Here is a 21,017-nt window from a genome sequence, read left to right as displayed (position 1 = left end):
GCTTGTTTGTGTGGTGTCCCAGGCGGGGTTCGAACCTGCAACCTTCCCCTTAGGAGGGGGATGCTCTATCCAATTGAGCTACTGAGACACTGCGTGCCGACACACCGATCGGTGCCAGCGAGGACGGCGTGCATCTTAGCGGCATGTGGCGCTTTTGTCATGTCGTCATTGTCCTTCGAACCTGTAGCCGATGTCGCCTGAAAACACGGCCTGATAAACCGATCATGCAATTTGCAATCCCCCAAAAAGCCATCATTGCAAAACGCACTGTAGAGCACTTTTTTTAATTTAATAAGTAATTGATTTTAAAGGACTTTTTATCATTTTCCGATTGGCATGCAGACTGCATTATTGATATCTGTGGAACACATCTCATCCCAAACGGTCGGGCACAGGTACTGGAAAATGAACAAGACTCTCTCAGTGTTGAATGCGGCAGCTCTGGTGGCTCTGGTAGCATTTCATTTCCAGGATTCTGGTATCAAGGACGCTCAGGCCATCACGCCTGCTCCTGTCCACCACCAGATCAGTCAGGCGCCAAAGCTGGCAATCATGACCGAACGCGTTGCGAGCGCAGCGGTGCTGGCCAATGACGATGATGAGTCACTTCAGTTTCCACGCGCTGAACAGCGCTGGGTTTTCTGATAACGCCCGCAACGACCCTTCCAAGAGAGAGTAGCCATGTCAAAATCCGCGTTGTCATTTCTGGTCCTGGCGATCATGGCTGTCGTCGCCGACCTTTTGCTTCCTGTTAATGCACAGGCCATGAGTATCGCTGCAAACATCGCCGCAGGCGTGTTCGCCAGTCTCTTTGTGGTTGCGTTGTTCGTCGGTCGCCGCTTCAAATTCGACCCGGTGCTTCGCTGACAGCGAAGCTACCTGCGGTAATTTGCCCGGTCGTCTGACCGTTCGCATCCAGAATCTCCCCTCCTCCGAAAGAACCTTCCTGCACCGCAGCCAACCCTTTGTCGGCTAACCTCGGTCACGCTGAATTTAGACGCATACTCAGAGTCAAATGGCCATGACAGCAAAAAAGCTCAATGGCGTGCCCTTTTATCCGGGGACAAATGTGATGAGTTTGCAAATTCGCTCGCATTTCTGATAATTGGTGCTGGCAATACGCCGCTACCTGAGTCAATATTTGTCACAGAATTGACGCCAAGGATTCGACGTAATACGGCATGATGTCGGCCCCTTGGAACCCCGGTTGAACATTTGGCCAAAATGATTGTCTGACTGTGACAATCTTGCGGCCACTTGCTAGAACCGCTTCCCCTGAACTAACCGGTTAAATATATGAGCCCTATGAAACAGGCTACTTATTCCAGCCGCACGGCTGACAAGTTCGTCGTTCGCCTACCAGACGGCATGCGTAATCGCGTGCAAGAGGTAGCCAAGAATCATCACCGCAGCATGAACTCGGAAATCATCGCTCGTCTCGAACAAAGCCTGATTCAGGAAGGTGCTCTTGGTGATGAACCAAGCCTGCGCCTCGATAGTCCTGAGCTGTCCTTGCACGAACGCGAGCTGCTGCAGCGCTTTCGTCAGCTTTCACATCGTCAACAGAACGCTCTTGTTTCGCTGATTGCTCATGACACGGAACTCGCTTCCGAAGAGTCCTGAGATTTGACGTAACAGACAAAGGCCAGCGAAAGCTGGCCTTTTTCGTTGTAGCCTTTTTCTTTATTAGTCGTCGGCTTATTGCGTTACACAGCGACCTGAAGACTTGGCGGAAGCATAAAAAAACCGCCTGATCATGGCGGTTTTTTTATTTCAATAGACTCTAGCCGTCGCGAGCCTTAGAGCAGAAAGATCGTCGCCAGCCCGAGAAAGATGAAGAAGCCGCCGCTGTCGGTCATCGCCGTAATCATGACGCTCGCCCCCATCGCGGGATCTCGCCCCAAACGTGCAAGCGCCATAGGAATGGAAACACCCATCAGCGCTGCCAGCAACAGGTTGAGCGTCATGGCTGCGGTCATGACCACACCCAGCGACCAGCTGTCATACAGGAAGTAGGCGACCATGCCGATCACACCCCCCCAGATCAGACCATTTATCAAGCCGACAGCCAGCTCCTTGCGCAGCAATCGCGCCGTATTACCGGTATTGACCTGATCCAGCGCCATCGCGCGGACGATCATGGTGATGGTCTGGTTACCGGAGTTGCCACCAATCCCGGCCACGATAGGCATCAGCGCAGCGAGCGCCACCAACTTCTCGATGGAGCCTTCGAACAGGCCGATCACACGCGAGGCCAGAAACGCGGTTACCAGGTTGACTGCCAGCCAGGACCAGCGGTTGCGCAGCGAACGCCATACCGACGCGAAGATGTCTTCTTCTTCACGCAGACCCGCCATGTTGAGGACTTCGCTCTCGCTTTCCTCACGGATCAGGTCGACCATTTCATCGATGGTCAGACGGCCGATCAGCTTGCCGTTCTTGTCCACGACCGGCGTGGAGATAAGGTCATAACGCTCAAACGCCTGTGCCGCATCGTAGGCATCGTCTTCAGGGTGAAAGCTGACCGGATCGTTGGCCATGACTTCGCCGACCTGCTTCTCCGGATCATTGACCAGCAGACGCTTGATCGGCAGCACGCCCTTGAGCACACCCTCGGAATCGACTACGAACAGTTTGTCGGTGTGACCAGGCAGCTCTTTGAGCCTGCGCAGGTAGCGCAGCACGACTTCAAGGCTGACATCCTCACGGATCGTCACCATCTCGAAGTCCATCAGCGCACCGACCTGATCCTCGTCATAGGACAAGGCCGACCGCACGCGCTCACGCTGCTGTGAATCCAGTGTTTCCATGAGCTCGTGAACGACGTCGCGGGGCAACTCGGGAGCAAGGTCGGCCAGTTCGTCGGCGTCCATGTCCCGTGCCGCCGCGAGCAACTCATGATCGTCCATGTCGGCGATCAGGGTTTCACGAACGGAATCGGATACTTCAAGAAGAATGTCGCCGTCGCGCTCGGCCTTGACCAGCTGCCAGACGGTCAGGCGGTCTTCCAGGGGCAAGGCTTCAAGGATATAGGCGACGTCGGCAGAGTGAAGGTCTTCGAGCTTGCGTTGCAACTCGACGAGGTTCTGCCGGTGAACCAGGTTTTCTACACGGTCCTGATGCTGACCTTCCTGACGGTGGGTCAGGTCTTCAACAATACGCTGGCGCTGCAGCAGATCGACAACCTGAGCCAGGCGATCCTGCAAGCTTTCCTGCGTTTTTTTTACTTCTCTTTCGGTCATAGGCGAACTCCACTCCCAGCAGCGGAGCACGCCGGGAGATCAATCAGTTAATTCATGATTGTTGAAAAACATTATCGAGTAACGACTGGGTATGTCCATGGAGGTGTTCCACAAGCCCCGGCGGAGCTGACGGGCGCAATGATACACCGCTTTGAGCGAAGCGCACGCGAGAAAATTCAGCTCATAACAACCGTTTGCAGCGCAAACCTGCACAACTCCGTAAGCCAGCCAGGGTTCGACGTCACATTCAGCCAATAAAACACGCTCGCCCCTTTCAAAGACCGCAGTTAGCCTTTGCCGACACCTGTCACGGAGGACCTTGAGCATGCGACCTGAAAATCATCTGCTGCTGTGGAGCGCCCTGCTCTGCCTTCCTGCCGCTGCAACCGCCAGCAACGTTCATCGCTGCGAGGATGCATCCGGAAAGATTACGTTTACCACCCTCGGCTGCCCGGATGGGCACAGTACCCGCCTGCAGAGAGCCTTCAACGCACCACCGGGAACCCGTATCGATGTGATGCCGCCCGCCAACACTGCGCAAACCGCGCGTGGAAAACCGGCAGATCAGACACTGGTCGTGGTCGGCACACGCGATGATGGCTGTGGAAACCGCTTGAGCGCCGAACAGCGCCGGGCTGCGATCATCAACCAGCGCACCCCTCCCGGTATGACGCAGCGTGATGTCGAGAGCCTGCTGGGACGCCCCGACAAAGTTACTAACCGCAATGGAGAATTGCATTACGTGTACAACCAGAAAAAAGGCCGCAGCAATAAGGTGACATTTGACGAGAACGGATGCGTTAAAGGAAAACGCTAGAAAGCAAAAAGCCCACATCTTTCGATGTGGGCTTTTCGTTTGTATGGTGCACTCGACAGGATTCGAACCTGTGACCGCTCGGTTCGTAGCCGAGTACTCTATCCAGCTGAGCTACGAGTGCATTGGTGTTTTTAGACCAGATCACCTCTGGTTGGAGCCAGTTATCGGAAACCTTGTAATTACTTACAACACTTCAAACAACTTTAAATGGTGCACTCGACAGGATTCGAACCTGTGACCGCTCGGTTCGTAGCCGAGTACTCTATCCAGCTGAGCTACGAGTGCATGTGTTGGTGCCGCGCATTATAGGTCGTAAAATTGTTTAGTCAAGCACTTTTTCTAGTAAATTCAACAACTTACAGATCAAGCCCAATCTTACGCACTACATAAATAATGGCGGAGAACGGGGGATTCGAACCCCCGACACCCTTTTGAGGTGTACTCCCTTAGCAGGGGAGCGCCTTCGGCCACTCGGCCAGCTCTCCGCAACACGGGGCGTATAATAACCACCCTTTTCCCCGTTTGCAAACCAAAAATTCAATAAAAATTAATGGCTTGGTTCTTCGTCCTTCTCTTTCTTGATACGCAGGTAAATCTCTTCACGATGAACCGCGACTTCCTTGGGCGCATTGACACCAATACGCACCTGATTACCCTTCACTCCGAGCACGGTGACGGTGATCTCACCATCTCCAATGATCAGGCTTTCCGCGCACCGACGAGTCAGAATCAGCATACTTTTCTCCTTACGCCTTTATTCAGGGACAACAGTCTGCAAACCTATAGGCAGTGACAGTAGCAAAACGCCATAACCACTACCTGTATATCGACTAACGCAAAGAAAACAAAAGCCCTTCTGCGCAGCACCCGAAAGACGCGGTCACGCCGCGCCCTTCGATGACAGGGTCATTCGCCCTGCCGCGGAGCATCCAGCTCAAAGGCCGTGTGCAGTGCGCGCACAGCCAACTCCAGGTATTTCTCTTCGATGACCACGGAAACCTTGATTTCCGATGTGGAGATCATCTGGATATTGATGCTCTCCTTGGCCAGCGCTTCGAACATACGACTGGCAACGCCGGCATGCGAGCGCATACCAACGCCGACGATGGACACCTTGGCGATCTTGGTATCGCCGGAAACCTCACGCGCGCTGATTTCACGCGCGGTAGCCTCAAGCACCTGCAAGGCCGCCTGATAGTCGTTGCGATGGATCGTGAAGGTGAAATCGGTGGTGTTATCGTGCGAGACGTTCTGCACGATCATGTCCACTTCGATATTGGCCGCGCTGATCGGGCCGAGAATCTTGAACGCCACGCCGGGGGTGTCTGGCACACCACGGATGGTCAGCTTGGCTTCATCGCGGTTGAAGGCGATGCCGGAAATGATCGGCTGTTCCATGGATTCCTCTTCATCGATTGTAATAAGGGTGCCCGGCCCCTCTTTGAAGCTGTGCAGAACGCGCAGCGGGACATTGTATTTGCCGGCGAATTCGACCGCACGGATCTGCAGCACCTTGGAACCGAGGCTGGCCATTTCCAGCATCTCTTCAAAGGTGATCTTGTCGAGGCGCTGGGCCTGCGACACGACGCGCGGATCAGTGGTGTAGACGCCATCGACGTCGGTGTAGATCTGGCACTCGTCCGCTTTCAGCGCCGCCGCCAGGGCAACACCGGTCGTGTCCGAGCCACCACGCCCGAGGGTCGTGATGTTGCCGTGTTCGTCGACACCCTGGAAACCGGCGACCACCACCACACGACCCGCTTTCAGGTCGGAGCGGATCTTCTGGTCGTCGATCTGCAGGATGCGCGCCTTGTTGTGCGCGCTGTCGGTGAGAATACGCACCTGATTGCCGGTGTAGGACACCGCCGGAACGCCACGCTTCATCAAGGCCATCGCCAGCAGCGCGATGGTCACCTGCTCGCCCGTGGAGACAATGACATCCAGCTCACGGGGAACTGGCTGATCACTGATCTGCCTGGCCAGCTCGATCAGACGATTGGTTTCACCGCTCATGGCCGACAGCACGACCACCAGGTCGTCACCCGCCTCACGGAATTTCTTGACCTTGTCGGCCACCTGCTCGATGCGCTCTACAGAGCCCACGGAGGTGCCGCCAAATTTCTGTACGATTAAAGCCATCTCAAAGCCGCCTCAAATCCCGTTAAGAGCACCCATTAACATTCGAGTCCAAGTAAGGCCTGCCGGTGTGCGGCAGGCCTGCTGACCCGACTCAGATACCCTGCTCTACAAAAGGAACGGCCAGTGCCAGCGCTGAATCCAGCGCACCGGCATCGACACCACCGCCTTGAGCCATATCAGGACGGCCACCACCTTTACCACCTACGGCGGCAGCTGCCTGCTTCATCAAATCACCGGCTTTGAGTTGGCCAGTCAGGTCCTTGGTCACGCCTGCGACCAAGACAACCTTGTCCTCATGAACACTGCCGAGCAGGATCACTGCGCGGCCGAGCTTGTTCTTCAACTGATCGACAAGCGCCAACAACGCCTTGCCGTCCTGACCATCCAGGCGCGTGGCCAGAACCTTGACCCCTTTGACATCCAGCGCAGCTGATGACAGGTCGTCACCGGCGGCACTGGCTGCCTTGGCTTGCAGTTGTTCCAGTTGTTTTTCCAGCAGACGGTTGCGTTCAATCACCGCCGTCAGCTTGTCCAGCAGGTTGTCGCGATTGCCTTTGACCAGCGTCGCGGCTTCCTTGAGTTGATCTTCGGCCGAATTCAGCCAGGCCAGGGCCGCAGCGCCGGTGACGGCCTCGATACGGCGCACGCCTGCTGCGACACCGCCTTCACTGACGATCTTGAACAGCGCGATGTCACCGGTGCGGCTGGCGTGAATGCCACCACACAGCTCGACGGAAAACTCGCCGCCCATGCTCAGTACGCGAACGCTGTCGCCGTACTTCTCGCCGAACAGCGCCATGGCGCCCTTCTTCTTCGCCGTGTCGATATCGGTTTCTTCGGTCATGACCTCGGTGTTCTTGCGAATCTCGGCGTTGACGATATCTTCCAGCGCGCGCAGTTGCTCGGCCTTGATCGCTTCGAAGTGGCTGAAGTCGAAGCGCAGACGCTGACTGTCGACCAGCGAGCCTTTCTGCTGAACGTGCTCACCCAGCACCTGACGCAATGCGGCATGCAGCAAGTGAGTGGCCGAATGGTTCAATTTGGTTGCATCGCGAACTTCATCAGCCACTTGTGTTTCAACCTGCGCGCCAACGCTCAGGCTGCCGGACGCCACAACGCCGTGGTGCAGGAAGGCGCCGCCGGTCTTGGTGGTATCACTGACGTCAAAGCGCGCGTCACCGGCCTGCAGGAAACCACTGTCACCGATCTGACCGCCCGACTCGGCGTAGAACGGAGTGACGTCGAGAATTACCACGCCCTCTTCACCTTCATTCAGGTGAGAAACCGACTGGCCTTCCTTATAGAGGGCCACGACGCTGGCGCTGCCAGTGGTCGCCGAGTAACCGGTGAACTGGGTGGCCACATCGACCTTGACCAGGCTGTTGTAATCCATGCCGAACGAACTGGCCGAACGGGCGCGCACGCGCTGGGCGTCCATTTCACGCTCGAAGCCTGCTTCGTCCAGGGTCAGATTACGCTCACGGGCGATGTCGCCTGTCAGGTCCATCGGGAAGCCATAGGTATCGTACAGCTTGAACACCACTTCGCCCGGAACCACGGTGCCTTTGAGGTCGGCCAGATCCTGTTCGAGAATTTTCAGACCTTGCTCGAGGGTCTTGGCGAACTGCTCTTCTTCGCCTTTGAGTACGCGTTCGATGTGCGACTGCTGCTGCACCAGCTCAGGGAACGCAGACCCCATCTCGGCAACCAGCGCGGCAACGATCTGGTAGAAGAAGCTGCCCTTGGCACCCAGCTTGTTGCCGTGACGGCAGGCGCGACGAATGATGCGGCGCAGCACATAACCGCGACCTTCATTGGACGGCAGCACGCCGTCGGCGATCAGGAAGCCGCACGAGCGAATGTGGTCAGCCACGACCTTCAGCGAAGCCTGGTTGTCATTGCTGCAACCAATGGCCTTGGCAGACGCAGCCAGCAGGCTCTGGAACAGATCGATTTCGTAGTTGGAGTGCACGTGCTGCAGAACCGCACTGACACGCTCCAGGCCCATGCCGGTATCGACCGAAGGCGCTGGCAGCGGGTGCAGCACACCATCTGCAGTCCGGTTGAACTGCATGAATACGTTGTTCCAGATTTCGATGTAACGGTCGCCGTCTTCTTCCGGCGAGCCTGGCGGGCCACCCCAGATTTCCGGGCCGTGGTCGAAGAAAATCTCGCTGCAAGGACCGCACGGGCCGGTATCGCCCATGGTCCAGAAGTTATCGGAGGCGTACGGTGCGCCTTTGTTGTCGCCAATGCGAACCATGCGCTCGGCTGGCACGCCGATCTCCTTGGTCCAGATGTCATAGGCTTCATCGTCAGTGGCGTACACCGTGACCCAGAGTTTTTCCTTGGGCAGGTTGAGCCATTTTTCGGAGGTCAGGAACGTCCAGGCGTAGGTGATGGCATCACGCTTGAAATAGTCACCGAAGCTGAAGTTGCCCAGCATCTCGAAAAAAGTATGGTGACGGGCGGTATAGCCGACGTTTTCCAGGTCGTTGTGCTTGCCACCGGCACGCACGCATTTCTGACTGGTAACGGCGCGGGTGTAGGCGCGCTTTTCCTGGCCCAGGAAGCAATCCTTGAACTGGTTCATGCCTGCGTTGGTGAACAGCAGGGTTGGGTCGTTGCCCGGAATCAAGGAGCTTGAAGCGACACGAGTGTGGCCTTGCTCTTCGAAGAAGCCAAGGAAGGCTTCACGGATTTCTGCGCTTTTCATAGGTTCTTCCACGGAGACTGCGGCCAGAGGCAAGTGCAAAACGTCAAATGACGTAGCGACGGCAAAGGGCCGCATTATATAGGCGTTGCGCCCTCGGTACAGTGTGTTTGTGCGATAGAAACAAGTAACTGGATTATCGGCATGTCATGAGTGTTCAAAGGCTGCGAATGCGGCGATGACCTGTTCGATCTGAGCGCGCGACACGTTCATGTGGGTCACCATACGCAGCCGCGGTGCGGCCGTGAGTACGATGCCCCGCTCGGCGCAGAACGCCTTGAGCGATGCCGCGCGCTCGCCGATCGGCACATAGACCATATTGGTCTGTACCGGCTCGACAGCGTAGCCGAGCCCGCTCAGGCCTTCAGCCAGAAACGCCGCGTTGGCATGGTCATCCGCCAACCGCTCGACCTGATGATCCAGCGCGTAGAGCCCTGCCGCAGCCAGCCCTCCAGCCTGACGCATGCCACCGCCCAGCATCTTGCGCAAGCGGCGGGCCTTGGCGATCAACGGGTGCGAACCGCAGAGCACCGAGCCGATCGGCGCGCCCAGCCCCTTGGAGAGGCAGACCGAAACAGAATCGAAGTGCCGGGTAATCTCGCGAACATCGACACCCAGCCTGACCGAAGCGTTGTACAGCCGTGCGCCGTCCAGGTGGAGAGCGAGCCCCTTTTCCAGGGTCAGGGTACGCGCGGCAGCCAGGTAGTCCAAGGGCAGCACTTTGCCCTGCATGGTGTTTTCCAGAGCCAGCAGGCGCGTGCGGGCGAAGTGAAAGTCATCGGGTTTGATGGCGTCGAGCACCTGCTGCAGGTCCAGAGAACCGTCGGCCTGTACCTCCAGTGGCTGCGGCTGAATGGAGCCCAGCACTGCCGCACCGCCACCTTCGTACTTATAGGTGTGGGCCTGCTGGCCGACGATGTACTCATCGCCGCGTTCACAGTGCGCCATCAGCGCCAGCAGATTGCTCATGGTGCCCGACGGCACGAACAGCGCGGCGTCGAACCCGAGACGCCTGGCGAGCGTTGCTTCGAGCAGATTGACCGTAGGGTCCTCACCGTAGACGTCATCGCCAACGGGCGCACGTGCCATGGCATCGAGCATGCCGGCCGTAGGCAGAGTCACTGTGTCGCTGCGCAGATCGATGACAGTCACGAAAAAGCTCCCTGAAGTTGAAGATCGATAATGCATGCAACCTTTGGCTTGCAACAAGGCATTACTGAGGCCGCGGTACATGATAATCAAGCACCGCCGCTCTCGATACTCCGTGCCCTTATAAGAAAAAGGTAGGTGTACCGTACGAAAGTGTCCATGCATGATCCAGCGAACTATGATAAAAATCTCGCGCCGGCCACGTAAAGTGACGGCAACGTTCTCAGGGCGGGGTGCAATTCCCCACCGGCGGTAATGATGCGCAATGCGTCTAGCCCGCGAGCGCTTGGGGATCGCGGCTTTGGCTGCTATCTGCAAGGTCAGCAGACCCGGTGTGATTCCGGGGCCGACGGTCATAGTCCGGATGAAGAGAGAGCGGGATTGGTGTCAGCAAGAACGTCTGTAAAACCTATCCATGAACGACATCGTTCAGGAGGCTTTCCTACGCAGCTTGAATCCCTTTCGATCCAAATGCCCTGTTTTTTCCATAAACAGGAGTCAGAACACGTGCAACCAACTGCAATCGACAGCAAAAGCAAAAGCCACGCAAACGAGCGTGTCGCGTTCATCCAGGCCTGCTGGCACAAGGATATCGTCGACCAGAGCCGTAAAGGGTTTATCGCCGAGATGGCCAATCAGGGCTATGCCGAAAGCGATATCGACATCTTTGAAGTGGGCGGCGCCTTTGAAATCCCGCTGCATGCAAAACTGCTGGCCAATACCGGCCGCTACGCTGGCATCGTCGGCGCCGCACTGGTAGTGGACGGAGGCATCTATCGTCACGAATTCGTCGCGCAGTCAGTGGTCAGCGCATTGATGCAGGTCCAACTGGAAACCGAAGTACCGGTGTTCTCCGTGGTCCTGACACCGCATCACTTCCATGCAGGCGAAGAGCATCAGAAGTTCTTCTTCGATCACTTCGTGCACAAGGGCGAAGAAGCGGCCAAGACCTGCGCTGACACCCTGAACAAGGTACGCAGTCTGCGCCGTCTGGATGCACAGCAGAAAGCGGCCTGCTAAGACGAAGCATCGGTAGGTGTTCTCCCGGACACCTATCGTTCCTCACGCTTCAGCGTGGGAATGCCGTTCTGGACGCTCTGCGTCCGGTCTTGAAAGTGCCTGGCGATCAGCCGAGACTATCCGCATCAGTGGGTACGATCAGAATCCCCGCCCGCAGGCCGTTTTTGACCCTGGGGTTGGGGAAGATGATCCTCGCGCCCTCCTCTTCCACTAACCAGCGTGAACCACCCGCGTCTTCGGCCAGCACGTAGCCTTTTTCCAGCGGCGAGAAGTTCTCGACGTCATCGGCCAGGTTGAACGTGAACGCATCGGTACGCTTGATCACTTCCCGCGCCACGCTGAACAGCTGCAACCCTTCAAGATCGTCATCCCGCTCGGGCTCGGTGCCCTCGATGAGCTGCTCGAGACACAAGCGCAGTGGCCCAAGATTGACCTCCTGGTTCTGCCCGAACGGCCGCGCCTTGCCCAGTTCCAGAGTGAAGGCCTCGGCACCCAACTGATCGTAGGTGTAGGCGCTGAACACAATGGACGGCTTGTTTTGCAGCAACACCGCACTCATACCCGCAGCCCGCAGCCGGGCCAGTTCAAGCCGCGAATGATTACGTCCTTCCTTCCACGGGTACAGCGCGAATTGCTCGATCGTCGAGCCACGAATGGCCGTGTGCAGGTCGTAATGCAGGCGGTAGCGGTCCGGCAGGCTGAAGAAAGTGGCTGCCAGTCGCTCCAGCTCGCAAGCGCGCAAGGCCTCGGCGCCACCACTTTGCTCGTGCCGGCCATTGAACAGCCGATTGACATCCTGCTCGACAAAACGCGTCCCGCGTCGCATGGCGTCGGGATTGCCGAACAGGAACAGAATACGTGCGCGCGGTTTCAGGTCGCCGCGCGCGATGCTGCGGATCAGTTCATCCAGCAGCTCGATGGGTGCCGTCTCGTTGCCATGGATACCGGCAGACAGCAGCAGATCGGTGCCATTGTCACGAACTTCTGGCGGGCGGACTTCCAGCGCGCCCTCGCCCATCCAGCGCATGCGCACGCCTTCGACGGTCAGTTGAGTCTTCTCCGCTGGCTCACGTCCAGCCAGGGTCAGTTCAAGCAGTTTGCCGAGGGCGAGCATGGCGCGCTTCCTTAGTGGTTGCAGTCAGGGCCGTGAACGTGACCGTCTTCCTCGACACCCATGTCGGCTGGCTCCATTTCCAGTTGCAGGCTGACCAGGTTGGTCGCCAGCGGACGCAGCAGCAGGTTGGCGTATTCGGCGTCGTCTTCTTCGACGTCAACGCCGATCAGCAACTGGCCACGGCCATCCTGCTGAATCCACAATTCCTTGCCCTGCCAGATGACGGCAACGCGGGTGCAGGACGTTTCCAGCTGGGTGCCATCAGTGTCTTCAAGGATCAGTTGCAGGGCGTCGCTCATGTAGGAATGCTCTCTATAAATGAAATAGTGCGCAGGACAATTGCCCGACGCGCAGGGTGCTTCAATTCAGTTGAAACGGATAAACCGCGCCCAGTTTAAGGATTTGCGTCAGTTCATCCAATGCCGTGCGACATTCGTTGAGCAATCGGGGATCGGCCAGATCGCTTTCACTCATGCGGTCCCGGTAGTGCCTGTCGACCCACTGCGTCAACGTTTCGTATAACGGCGCGGTCATGATCACCCCCGGATTCACCGCCGCCAGCTCGGTGTCATTGAGTGCCACACGCAAGCGCAGACAGGCCGGACCTCCGCCGTTCTGCATGCTTTGCTTGAGGTCGAACACCTTGACCTCGGCAACCGGGCTGTCATCGGCAATCAGCCGTTGCAGGTAAGCCCAGACGCTCGCATTAGCCTGGCATTCCTGCGGCACGATCAGCAGCATCGAGCCATCGGCCCGCGACAACAGCTGGCTATTGAACAGATAGGAGCGCACGGCATCCTGAACCGAGACCTCGGCACGCGGTACGCAAATAGCCCGCAACTGCCCGCCGACACGACTGAGTTTGTCGCGCAGCTCATCGAGCATCGGCTCGGTATTGAGGAATGCGTCCTGGTGATAGAACAAGACCTCACCGTTGCCGACCGCAATCACATCGTTATGGAACACACCCTGATCAATGACCGCCGGGTTCTGCTGACTATAGACCACGCCGGCCTCGCTCAGACCGTGCAGCCGCGCAACGGCGCGTGACGCCTCCAGGGTCTGACGGGCCGGGTACTTCTGCGGCGCCGGGTAGCGCGTGTCGAACGCACTGCGACCGAACACGAAAAACTCGACCCCAGCCTCGCCGTAATCACGACAGAAACGGGTGTGGTTGGCAGCGCCCTCATCACCGAACTGCGCGACAGCCGGTAACGCAGGGTGATGAGCGAAATGCTTTGCATCGGCGAACATGGCGCCCAGCACGCGAGTGGTGGTCGGATGCTCGATGCTGCGGTGGTATTTGCAGTTGAGGTTGGCCGCCGTGAAATGCACGCGCCGATCGGCAGTGTCGGCACTGGGGCTGACCGTGGCCGCGTTGGCCACCCACATGCTGGATGCCGAGCAACTGGCGACCAGCAGCGGCATGTCCTGACGGGCCGCCTTTTCAATCACCTGCTCATCGCTGCCGGTGAAGCCCAGACGGCGCAGGCCGGACACATCAGGACGTTCCTGCGGTGCCAGCACGCCTTGGGTAAAACCCAGGTCCATCAGCGCCTTCATTTTTGCCAGGCCTTGCAGCGCCGCCTCACGCGGGTTAGCGCTTTGCTGGCTGTTACTCTGGGAGGCAACGTTACCGTAGGACAACCCGCCGTAGTTGTGGGTTGGCCCGACCAGACCGTCAAAATTCACTTCACAGGACTTCATCGGCAAGGCTCCGTGGATCTGTTTTTATAAGCAATCGTGCGCACTGTCAGCTCAGCCTGATACCGGGGGTCAGTGTCGCAGGCAGCGTCAGGCTGTCCGCCTCCAGCGAAGCCACCGGATAGGCGCAATAATCGGCCGCGTAATAGGCGCTGGCGCGGTGGTTGCCCGAGGCACCGACCCCGCCGAACGGAGCGCTGCTGGCGGCTCCGGTCAACGGCTTGTTCCAGTTGACGATCCCGGCACGGCTGTGCAGCCAGAACTGCTGATAACGCGCTTCGGAGTCCGAGAGCAAACCTGCGGCCAGGCCATAACGGGTGGCGTTAGCTTCGGCGATGGCGGCGTCAAAACCGGAGTAGCGAATGACCTGCAGCAGCGGGCCGAACAGCTCTTCGTCGGGTCGATCCGGCACCGCGCTGACATCGATAATGCCCGGTGTCAGCAGCGCGGCGCCGGGCTGCGGCTGGCGCATTTCCAACAGGGTCAGCGCGCCGTTGGCGAGCAGCTTGCGCTGCGCGTCGAGCAAGGCACGTGCGGCCTCCAGCGAAATCACCGAGCCCATGAACGGCGCAGGCTGTTGATCGAACGCCCCGGCTTCGATAGTCGCGCTGACGCCAACCAGTCGTGCCAGCAAGGCATCCCCCCAGTCGCCTTCGGGCACCAGCAAACGACGCGCACAGGTGCAGCGCTGGCCGGCGGAAATAAAGGCCGACTGAATGATGGTGTACACCGCTGCATCGATGTCCTGAACCTGATCGACGATCAACGGATTGTTACCGCCCATTTCCAGCGCAAGAATCTTGTCCGGCCGACCGGCGAACTGCTGGTGCAGCGCATTGCCAGTCCGGCTCGACCCGGTGAAGAACAGGCCGTCGATGCCCGGATTGGCCGCCAGCGCGATACCGGTTTCGCGACCGCCCTGCAGCAGGTTCAGGACACCGGCAGGCAGCCCGGCTTCGATCCAGCAGTTGACGGTCAGCTCAGCGACCTTCGGTGTCAGCTCGCTGGGTTTGAACAGCACCACGTTGCCCGCCAGCAAGGCCGGGACGATATGGCCGTTGGGCAGATGCCCCGGAAAGTTGTACGGGCCGAACACAGCGACCACGCCATGCGGCTTGTGGCGCAGTACCGCAGTGGCGTCGCCCAGTGGCCCGCTCTTTTCACCGGTTCGTTCGCGATAGCTCTGCACCGAGATGGCGATCTTGTTGACCATGCTGGTCACTTCGGTCGCCGACTCCCACAACGGTTTGCCGGTTTCTTCACCGATGCAGTGCGCCAGCGCGTCGGCATGATGCTTGAGACGTGCAGCGAAGGCTTCCAGTACCGCGATGCGCTGATCCAGAGACAGCAGCGCCCAGCCGGGAAATGCCTGACGCGCCGCCTGCACCGCTTGCTCGACCTGCGCGGAGCTCGCACCACGCCCGGACCACAGCACCTGCTGAGTCATGGGGTTCAGCGACTTGACCAGCTCACCCTGCCCTTCCTGCCAGGCACCTGCGATGTAAAGGCTATTCATCAAACGCCCTCCCGCGCCGCAGACAAGGGCACCGCGCGTACGTTGTCGCCGGCACTCATGCGCAGCCGCCTGGCGGTTTGCGGAGCGACGACCAGCGTGCCAGCGGCAAAACGCGCAGCGCCTACGGTCACGCGGCAGTCTTCACGCTTGCGGTTGTAGATCAGGAACTGTGGAGCATCGTCACCGGGCGTGCCGATGGCCAGCACCAGCGCCTGGCTGTCCTTGATTGCGCGAATCTTGCCGGTCTCGCACTCGATAGCCGGGCCGGCATCGAAGATGTCGACATAACCCTGATACGAAAAGCCCTCGCTCTTGAGCATGGTCAGCGCAGGCTCGGTGTCGGCGTGCACCCGCCCAATCACGTTGCGTGCGTCTTCGGAAAGAAAGCAGCTGTACAACGGAAACTTGGGCATCAGTTCGGCGATGAATGCCTTGTTGCCCACGCCGGTCAGGTAATCGGCCTGGCTGAATTCCATCTTGAAGAAGTGCCGCCCCAGGCTTTCCCAGAACGGCGAACGGCCCTGCTCATCGGACATGCCGCGCATTTCGGCAATGATCTTGTTGCCGAACAGCCTGGGGAATTCGGCGATGAACAGCATGCGCGCCTTGGACAGCAGGCGGCCGTTGAGGCCGGTGCGCGAATCGCTGTGCAGGAACAGCGAGCACAGCTCGGAATTGCCGGTCAGGTCGTTGGCCAGGAACAGGGTCGGAATTTCCCGGTAGATGTTCAGCTCCTGTGAAGCACTGACGGTCAGACCAACCCGGTAGTTGTACCAGGGCTCGCGCAGACCGACCGCTCCGGCGATGGCGGAAATGCCCACCACCCGGCCGTCATCATCTTCCAGCACGAACAGGTAATCGGCGTCGCCGCGCTCGGCTTCGCCGCGAAAGGTCTTTTCGGCCCAGCCTACCCGGTGCGCCAGACGCTGCTCATTGGCGGGCAGGGTCGTCAGACCGGCGCCGGTGCTGCGCGCCAGCTCGATCAACGCGGGCAGGTCGCTGCTGCGTACAGGACGAACGATCATGTTATCTCCTCAGCGGCTCATCAAGAGCCTTGAAACTCGCTAATCAGCTATCGAACGTCCGGTTCAGACCGCGACGATCCGCACACTGGCACCTTCACCAACACCCAGGGCATCGGCAGCCTGGAGGCTCAGCACCACTGGCCTGCCGGGCGCCCAGTCCAGCTCCAGGAGCACCGCGCGGTAGTCCTGCAACAGGCCATTGGCGATCAGATACAGACGCCCGCCCTTGCCGACATCGCTGGTTTGCCCGGGCTCGACCTTGACCGGAACCAGACGGCTCTGGGCAATCGAACGGATCCCGGATACCCGCGCGTGCAGCGTCGGTCCACCGTCGAAAATGTCGATGTAGTGATCGGTTTCAAAGCCTTCGCGCATCAGGATGTCGAAGGTGATCTGCGCACGCGGATGCACCTGACCCATGGCCTCCTGCGCCGCGTCAGGCAGCAATGGCACGTAGATCGGGTAATGCGGCATCAGCTCGGCGAGGAAGGTCCGGCTTTTCAGCCCGCACAGGCGTTCGGCAGCGGCGTAATTGATATCGAAGAAGTTGCGCCCGATGGCATCCCAGAATGGTGAGTCGCCCTGCTCATCGCTGTAACCGACGATCTCGGTCACCACCGAATCGGCAAAGCGCTCGGGGTGACTGGCGACAAACAGCAGACGGCCGCGCGAATTGAGCTCCGACCATGCCGTGCCGACCAGCTCCGGGACTACGTAGAAACTGGTCAGCAGGCTGTTGCCGGTCAGGTCATGACACTGCGACAGCACGTGAATCTTGTTATGGATCTTCAGCTCACGGGAAGCATGCACGAAGGTTTCGTTGCGGAAACTGTAGAACGGCTCGGAATAGCCCGCCGAGGCCACGATGCCCGAGCAGCCCACCAGCTTGCCGCTTTCGCTGTCTTCGAGCACGAAGAAGTAGGTTTCTTCGCCGTTGAAGCTGACCTCGGCGGCAAACGAAGCCTCCGACGAGCCGATCTTGTCGGTCAGGCGGCCAGCATCGTCGGGCAAGGACGTGACACCGATAGGGCTGTCGGCAGCGAGGCGTTGAACCTCGGCCAGGTCAGCCATTTGCGCAGGGCGCATTACCAGCATGGTGCCACTCCTTGTAGATCGACCAGCCTTTACGACCGGCGCTAGTAAGAGCACCACGCGGCGTCAGGCCGCATGGCGCAGGAAACAGGTTCGGCACCCGCCATCAGGCGGGCACCGCAAGGTTGCAATCGAGTCAGGATGTCAGTTTGGCGATGGCGCGTTCGAAGCGGTTCAGGCCCTCTTCGATGTCTGCGTCTTCAATCACCAGGCTCGGCGCGAAACGAATCACGTCAGGGCCGGCCTGCAGAATCATCAGGTCCTGGGCCTCGGCCGCATTGAAGATGTCCTTGGCCTTGCCTTTCCAGGCATCGGATAACACGCAACCGATCAGCAAGCCCAGACCGCGCACTTCGCTGAACACGCCGTACTGCTGGCCGATGCTTTCCAGACGGGTCTTGAACTGTTGATGCTTGCGCTGCACGCCAGCCAGCACTTCAGGCGTATTGACGACATCGATGACCGCTTCACCGACCGCGCAAGCCAGCGGGTTACCGCCATAGGTGGTGCCATGGACGCCGACCGCAAAGTGCTTGGCGAGCTTTTCAGTGGTGAGCATGGCCGCCAGCGGGAAACCGCCGCCGATGCTCTTGGCGCTGGAAAGGATGTCCGGGGTCACGCCGTAATGCATGTAGGCGAACAGATGGCCGCTACGGCCCATGCCGCTCTGCACTTCATCGAACACCAGCAGCGCGTTGTGCTCGTCACACAACTTGCGCGCACCTTGCAGGTACTCAAGCTGACCCGGCAGCACACCGCCCTCGCCCTGGATCGGCTCCAGCACCACGGCACAGGTCTTGTCGGTAACGGCAGCCTTCAGTGCGTCGAGGTCGTTGTACGGCACATGGCTGATGCCGGTGATCTTCGGCCCGAAACCATCGGAGTACTTCGGCTGCCCACCCACGCTGACAGTGAACAGGGTACGGCCATGAAAACTGTTCAGGGCCGCGATGATTTCGTACTTTTCCGGGCCGTACTGATCATGCGCCACACGACGCGCCAGCTTGAAAGCGGCTTCGTTGGCTTCAGCACCGGAGTTACAGAAGAACACGCGCTCGGCGAACGTCGCATCCACCAGTTTTTTCGCCAGACGCAGGGTCGGCTCGTTGGTGAAGACGTTGGACACATGCCAGAGGTTGTTGGCCTGCTCGGTCAAGGCACCGACCAGCGCCGGGTGGCAGTGGCCCAATACGTTGACGGCGATCCCGCCCGAGAAATCCACCAGTTCGCGCCCCGCCTGATCCCAGACCCGGGAGCCCGCACCGCGCACGGGGATGAACCCGGCCGGGGCGTAATTGGGGACCATTACCTGGTCGAAATCGGCGCGTTGCACCGCAGCATGCTCAACGGACATCGGAGTCTCCTGATGAGGAACGCCTGCCTGAAACTGGCGAGCGATGGAAAGATTGTAAGGACTGAATTGTGTTCGGCCTTGCCGCCAGGCGACAACTTGTTACAGCGCAAAACCGGGTTTTTTCAAGGTTTTCGGCAATGCGACAATTTGCGTCACAAAGGCGCAGTTTAAACGGATTGAGGCTGGCCTGTCTGGACCAGAGCTGTCGCGGCAGCACTTCTATCGCGACAAGGCAATCAACCGCGTTCGGCAGGCACAGGGGAAAGTTCGAACGGGCTGCTGCTGCGTCGCTGATTGCGGTCTTCACGCGGCGTGGCACCGAAGAAATTGCGGTAAGCGCTGGAGAAGTGCGGCCCCGAGGAAAAACCGCACGAAAGGCCGATCTGAATGATCGACTTGCTGGTCTGCATCAGCATCTGGCGCGCCTTGTTCAAGCGCAGCTCCAGATAATACTGACTGGGCACACGGTTAAGGTACTGCTTGAAGATCCGTTCCAATTGACGACGAGACACGCACACGTGCTGGGCGATTTCGTCGGTGGTCAACGGCTCTTCGATGTTGGCCTCCATCAACAGTACCGCTTGGGTCAGCTTGGGATGGCTGGAGCCCAGACGGTTCTGCAGCGGAATGCGCTGACGCTCGCCGCCTTCGCGAATGCGCTCGACCACCAGCTCCTCGGAAACCGCCCCGGCCAGCTCGGCCCCATGATCACGGGACAGCACCGCCAGCAGCAGGTCGAGCACCGACATGCCACCACAGGCAGTCAGGCGATCCCGGTCCCAATCGAACAAATGGCTGGTGGCGATGACCTTGGGGAAGCGCTCGGCGAAGTCGTCCTGCCAGCGCCAGTGCACAGCGGCCCGGTAGCCATCCAGCAGGCCCAGTTGCGCAAGCGGATAGACGCCCGCCGACAGCCCGCCAATCGAACAACCGGCACGCACCAGCTGCTTGAGCGCGCTGCCCAGCGCCGGAGCCACACCTGCCGGAGGCTCGTCAGCGAGTAAAAACAGCTTCTGAAAGCCTTCCAGCCGCCCCGCCCAGGGCTCACCCGGCAACTGCCACGCGCCGGCAACCGCCGAAGGCTCCGCGGCCTCGGCCTGCAGGAACGACAGTTCATAGACCACTTCGGGATGAACGCGCTGCGCAACGCGCAAGGCTTCCTCGGCCAGTGCCAGGGTCAGGGCTTTGGTGCCAGGCCAGACGAGGAAACCTATTCGATGGGCAGTCATTGGGACATCCGATACGTATCGCCGCAAAAGCCGAGTCTGGAAAGATAGCTCGGTCTGGAACATCCAGGTCGTGTCGCGCGTCGCGCAGCATGCCCTGTTCTGGCATAAAAAGGCATCGTCATGCGCTGCCGATCGTCACTTCAGGCTGCCGGACAGGAATTGCTGCAAACGCTCGGTCTGCGGATTGGCCAGCACTTCGCGCGGATCGCCACGCTCCAGAACAACGCCCTGATGCAGGAAAACCAGCTGATTGGAGACCTCACGGGCAAAACCCATTTCGTGAGTCACCACCACCATGGTGCGGCCTTCCTGAGCCAGGCCCTGCATGACCTTGAGCACGTCACCGACCAGTTCCGGGTCCAGCGCCGAGGTCGGCTCATCGAACAGCATCACCTCGGGCTCCATCGCCAGTGCGCGGGCAATCGCCACGCGCTGCTGCTCACCGCCGGACATGTGCCCAGGGTAAGCGTCCTTGCGATGGGACACGCCGACTTTGGCCAGATAGTGCTCGGCCTTCTCCAGCGCTTCCTTTTTCGACACACCCAACACATGGACCGGCGCTTCGATGATGTTCTGCAGTGCAGTCATGTGCGACCACAGATTGAAGTGCTGAAACACCATCGACAGACGCGAGCGCATGCGCTGCAACTGTTTGGCGTCGGCAGCCTTCAGGCCGCCGTCCTTGTTCGGCACCAGCTTCAACTCTTCGTTGTTGAGCAGGATCTTGCCGGCATGGGGCTGTTCGAGCAGGTTGATGCAGCGCAGAAAGGTGCTTTTGCCCGAGCCGCTGGAGCCAATGATGCTGATGACATCGCCGGCTTTTGCGGTCAGGGACACGCCCTTGATCACTTCGTGACTGCCATAGCGCTTGTGCAGATCCTGCACTTCCAGTTTGTTCATGCT

General features: G+C 59.1%; 19 protein-coding genes, 4 tRNA genes and 1 riboswitch. Of the genes, 5 read left to right on the top strand and 18 right to left on the bottom strand.

The features are described 5' to 3' along the window. Positions 1-11 precede the first annotated feature (11 nt). Positions 12-88: transfer RNA gene (locus BT119_RS04420), tRNA-Arg, on the bottom strand. Between the two features lie 317 nt (positions 89-405). Here BT119_RS04420 and BT119_RS04410 point away from each other — a divergent pair. The 3 genes from BT119_RS04410 (at position 406) to BT119_RS04400 (ending at position 1,623) form a co-directional block, all read left to right on the top strand. Continuing rightward, entirely contained in the window at positions 406-645 is a 240-nt protein-coding gene (locus tag BT119_RS04410; RefSeq protein WP_003369913.1) for a hypothetical protein, read from the top strand. A gap of 36 nt (positions 646-681) precedes the next feature. Further along, on the top strand, positions 682-867 hold the full coding sequence (locus tag BT119_RS04405) for a PA3371 family protein (RefSeq protein WP_003369912.1): 186 nt from the start codon (positions 682-684) through the stop codon (positions 865-867). Positions 868-1,296: 429 nt separating this feature from the next. Further along, positions 1,297-1,623, top strand: a complete 327-nt coding sequence (locus BT119_RS04400; RefSeq protein WP_002554423.1) for an Arc family DNA-binding protein — start codon at positions 1,297-1,299, stop codon at positions 1,621-1,623. A 176-nt stretch (positions 1,624-1,799) separates the two neighbouring features. On the opposite strand, the gene mgtE is transcribed toward BT119_RS04400, so the two are convergent. Next, a complete protein-coding gene (gene mgtE / locus BT119_RS04395) occupies positions 1,800-3,242 on the bottom strand; it encodes a magnesium transporter (protein ID WP_072364876.1) in 1,443 nt (480 codons plus the stop codon). 325 nt (positions 3,243-3,567) lie between these two features. On the opposite strand from mgtE, the gene bamE reads away from it, so the two are divergent. After that, positions 3,568-4,059: an outer membrane protein assembly factor BamE domain-containing protein gene (bamE, locus tag BT119_RS04390; protein ID WP_003369903.1), complete on the top strand. Its 492-nt coding sequence runs from the start codon at positions 3,568-3,570 to the stop codon at positions 4,057-4,059. A 44-nt stretch (positions 4,060-4,103) separates the two neighbouring features. Here bamE and BT119_RS04385 read toward each other — a convergent pair. The 7 genes from BT119_RS04385 to ltaE all read right to left on the bottom strand — a co-directional run bounded on the left by BT119_RS04385 (position 4,104) and on the right by ltaE (position 10,063). Continuing rightward, positions 4,104-4,180 (bottom strand) — tRNA-Arg (locus BT119_RS04385). An 87-nt stretch (positions 4,181-4,267) separates the two neighbouring features. Then, positions 4,268-4,344: transfer RNA gene (locus BT119_RS04380), tRNA-Arg, on the bottom strand. A gap of 109 nt (positions 4,345-4,453) precedes the next feature. Next, positions 4,454-4,544 (bottom strand) — tRNA-Ser (locus BT119_RS04375). A 62-nt stretch (positions 4,545-4,606) separates the two neighbouring features. After that, on the bottom strand, positions 4,607-4,795 hold the full coding sequence (csrA, locus tag BT119_RS04370; RefSeq protein ID WP_002554426.1) for a carbon storage regulator CsrA: 189 nt from the start codon (positions 4,793-4,795) through the stop codon (positions 4,607-4,609). A 170-nt stretch (positions 4,796-4,965) separates the two neighbouring features. Continuing rightward, positions 4,966-6,198, bottom strand: coding sequence for an aspartate kinase (locus BT119_RS04365; RefSeq protein ID WP_003369901.1), 1,233 nt, complete (start codon positions 6,196-6,198; stop codon positions 4,966-4,968). Positions 6,199-6,289: 91 nt separating this feature from the next. After that, a complete protein-coding gene (alaS, locus tag BT119_RS04360) occupies positions 6,290-8,914 on the bottom strand; it encodes an alanine--tRNA ligase (RefSeq protein ID WP_003434584.1) in 2,625 nt (874 codons plus the stop codon). A 144-nt stretch (positions 8,915-9,058) separates the two neighbouring features. Next, the gene (gene ltaE / locus BT119_RS04355) at positions 9,059-10,063 is read right to left on the bottom strand and encodes a low-specificity L-threonine aldolase (RefSeq protein ID WP_058417443.1); all 1,005 of its coding nucleotides are present in this window, start codon (positions 10,061-10,063) and stop codon (positions 9,059-9,061) included. Between the two features lie 212 nt (positions 10,064-10,275). After that, a riboswitch (FMN riboswitch) is annotated at positions 10,276-10,441 on the top strand. A 126-nt stretch (positions 10,442-10,567) separates the two neighbouring features. Between ltaE and BT119_RS04350 the strand changes: the two genes are divergently transcribed. Next, positions 10,568-11,080 carry a 6,7-dimethyl-8-ribityllumazine synthase gene (locus BT119_RS04350; RefSeq protein WP_003369893.1) on the top strand — a complete coding sequence of 171 codons (513 nt, stop codon included), beginning with the start codon at positions 10,568-10,570 and terminating at the stop codon, positions 11,078-11,080. A gap of 106 nt (positions 11,081-11,186) precedes the next feature. Here BT119_RS04350 and astE read toward each other — a convergent pair whose 3' ends face one another. From astE to BT119_RS04300, 9 genes are all read right to left on the bottom strand, one after another. Then, the gene (gene astE / locus BT119_RS04345; protein ID WP_058397094.1) at positions 11,187-12,194 is read right to left on the bottom strand and encodes a succinylglutamate desuccinylase; all 1,008 of its coding nucleotides are present in this window, start codon (positions 12,192-12,194) and stop codon (positions 11,187-11,189) included. A gap of 11 nt (positions 12,195-12,205) precedes the next feature. Beyond that, positions 12,206-12,493, bottom strand: coding sequence for a hypothetical protein (locus BT119_RS04340; protein ID WP_003314741.1), 288 nt, complete (start codon positions 12,491-12,493; stop codon positions 12,206-12,208). Between the two features lie 61 nt (positions 12,494-12,554). Continuing rightward, complete coding sequence (gene astB, locus BT119_RS04335; RefSeq protein ID WP_003434576.1) at positions 12,555-13,901, bottom strand: N-succinylarginine dihydrolase; 1,347 nt, start codon at positions 13,899-13,901, stop codon at positions 12,555-12,557. 46 nt (positions 13,902-13,947) lie between these two features. Next, entirely contained in the window at positions 13,948-15,417 is a 1,470-nt protein-coding gene (gene astD, locus BT119_RS04330) for a succinylglutamate-semialdehyde dehydrogenase (RefSeq protein WP_162490642.1), read from the bottom strand. Next, positions 15,414-16,439, bottom strand: coding sequence for an arginine N-succinyltransferase (gene astA / locus BT119_RS04325; protein ID WP_044309931.1), 1,026 nt, complete (start codon positions 16,437-16,439; stop codon positions 15,414-15,416). Before astA ends, astD begins: the two co-directional genes overlap by 4 nt. 63 nt (positions 16,440-16,502) lie before the next feature. Beyond that, positions 16,503-17,534: an arginine/ornithine succinyltransferase subunit alpha gene (gene aruF / locus BT119_RS04320; RefSeq protein WP_003369882.1), complete on the bottom strand. Its 1,032-nt coding sequence runs from the start codon at positions 17,532-17,534 to the stop codon at positions 16,503-16,505. A gap of 133 nt (positions 17,535-17,667) precedes the next feature. After that, positions 17,668-18,885, bottom strand: coding sequence for an aspartate aminotransferase family protein (locus tag BT119_RS04315; protein ID WP_004416903.1), 1,218 nt, complete (start codon positions 18,883-18,885; stop codon positions 17,668-17,670). 236 nt (positions 18,886-19,121) lie between these two features. Next, positions 19,122-20,114: a transcriptional regulator ArgR gene (gene argR, locus BT119_RS04305; RefSeq protein WP_003434564.1), complete on the bottom strand. Its 993-nt coding sequence runs from the start codon at positions 20,112-20,114 to the stop codon at positions 19,122-19,124. Between the two features lie 135 nt (positions 20,115-20,249). Further along, positions 20,250-21,014, bottom strand: coding sequence for an ABC transporter ATP-binding protein (locus BT119_RS04300; RefSeq protein WP_003434561.1), 765 nt, complete (start codon positions 21,012-21,014; stop codon positions 20,250-20,252). Positions 21,015-21,017: the final 3 nt, after the last annotated feature.

Source organism: Pseudomonas sp. NFACC10-1, from assembly GCF_900119195.1.
Lineage (GTDB): Bacteria > Pseudomonadota > Gammaproteobacteria > Pseudomonadales > Pseudomonadaceae > Aquipseudomonas > Aquipseudomonas cerasi.
The sequence above is the reverse complement of the archived record's forward strand: the minus strand, read 5'-3'. Positions and strand labels throughout refer to the sequence as shown.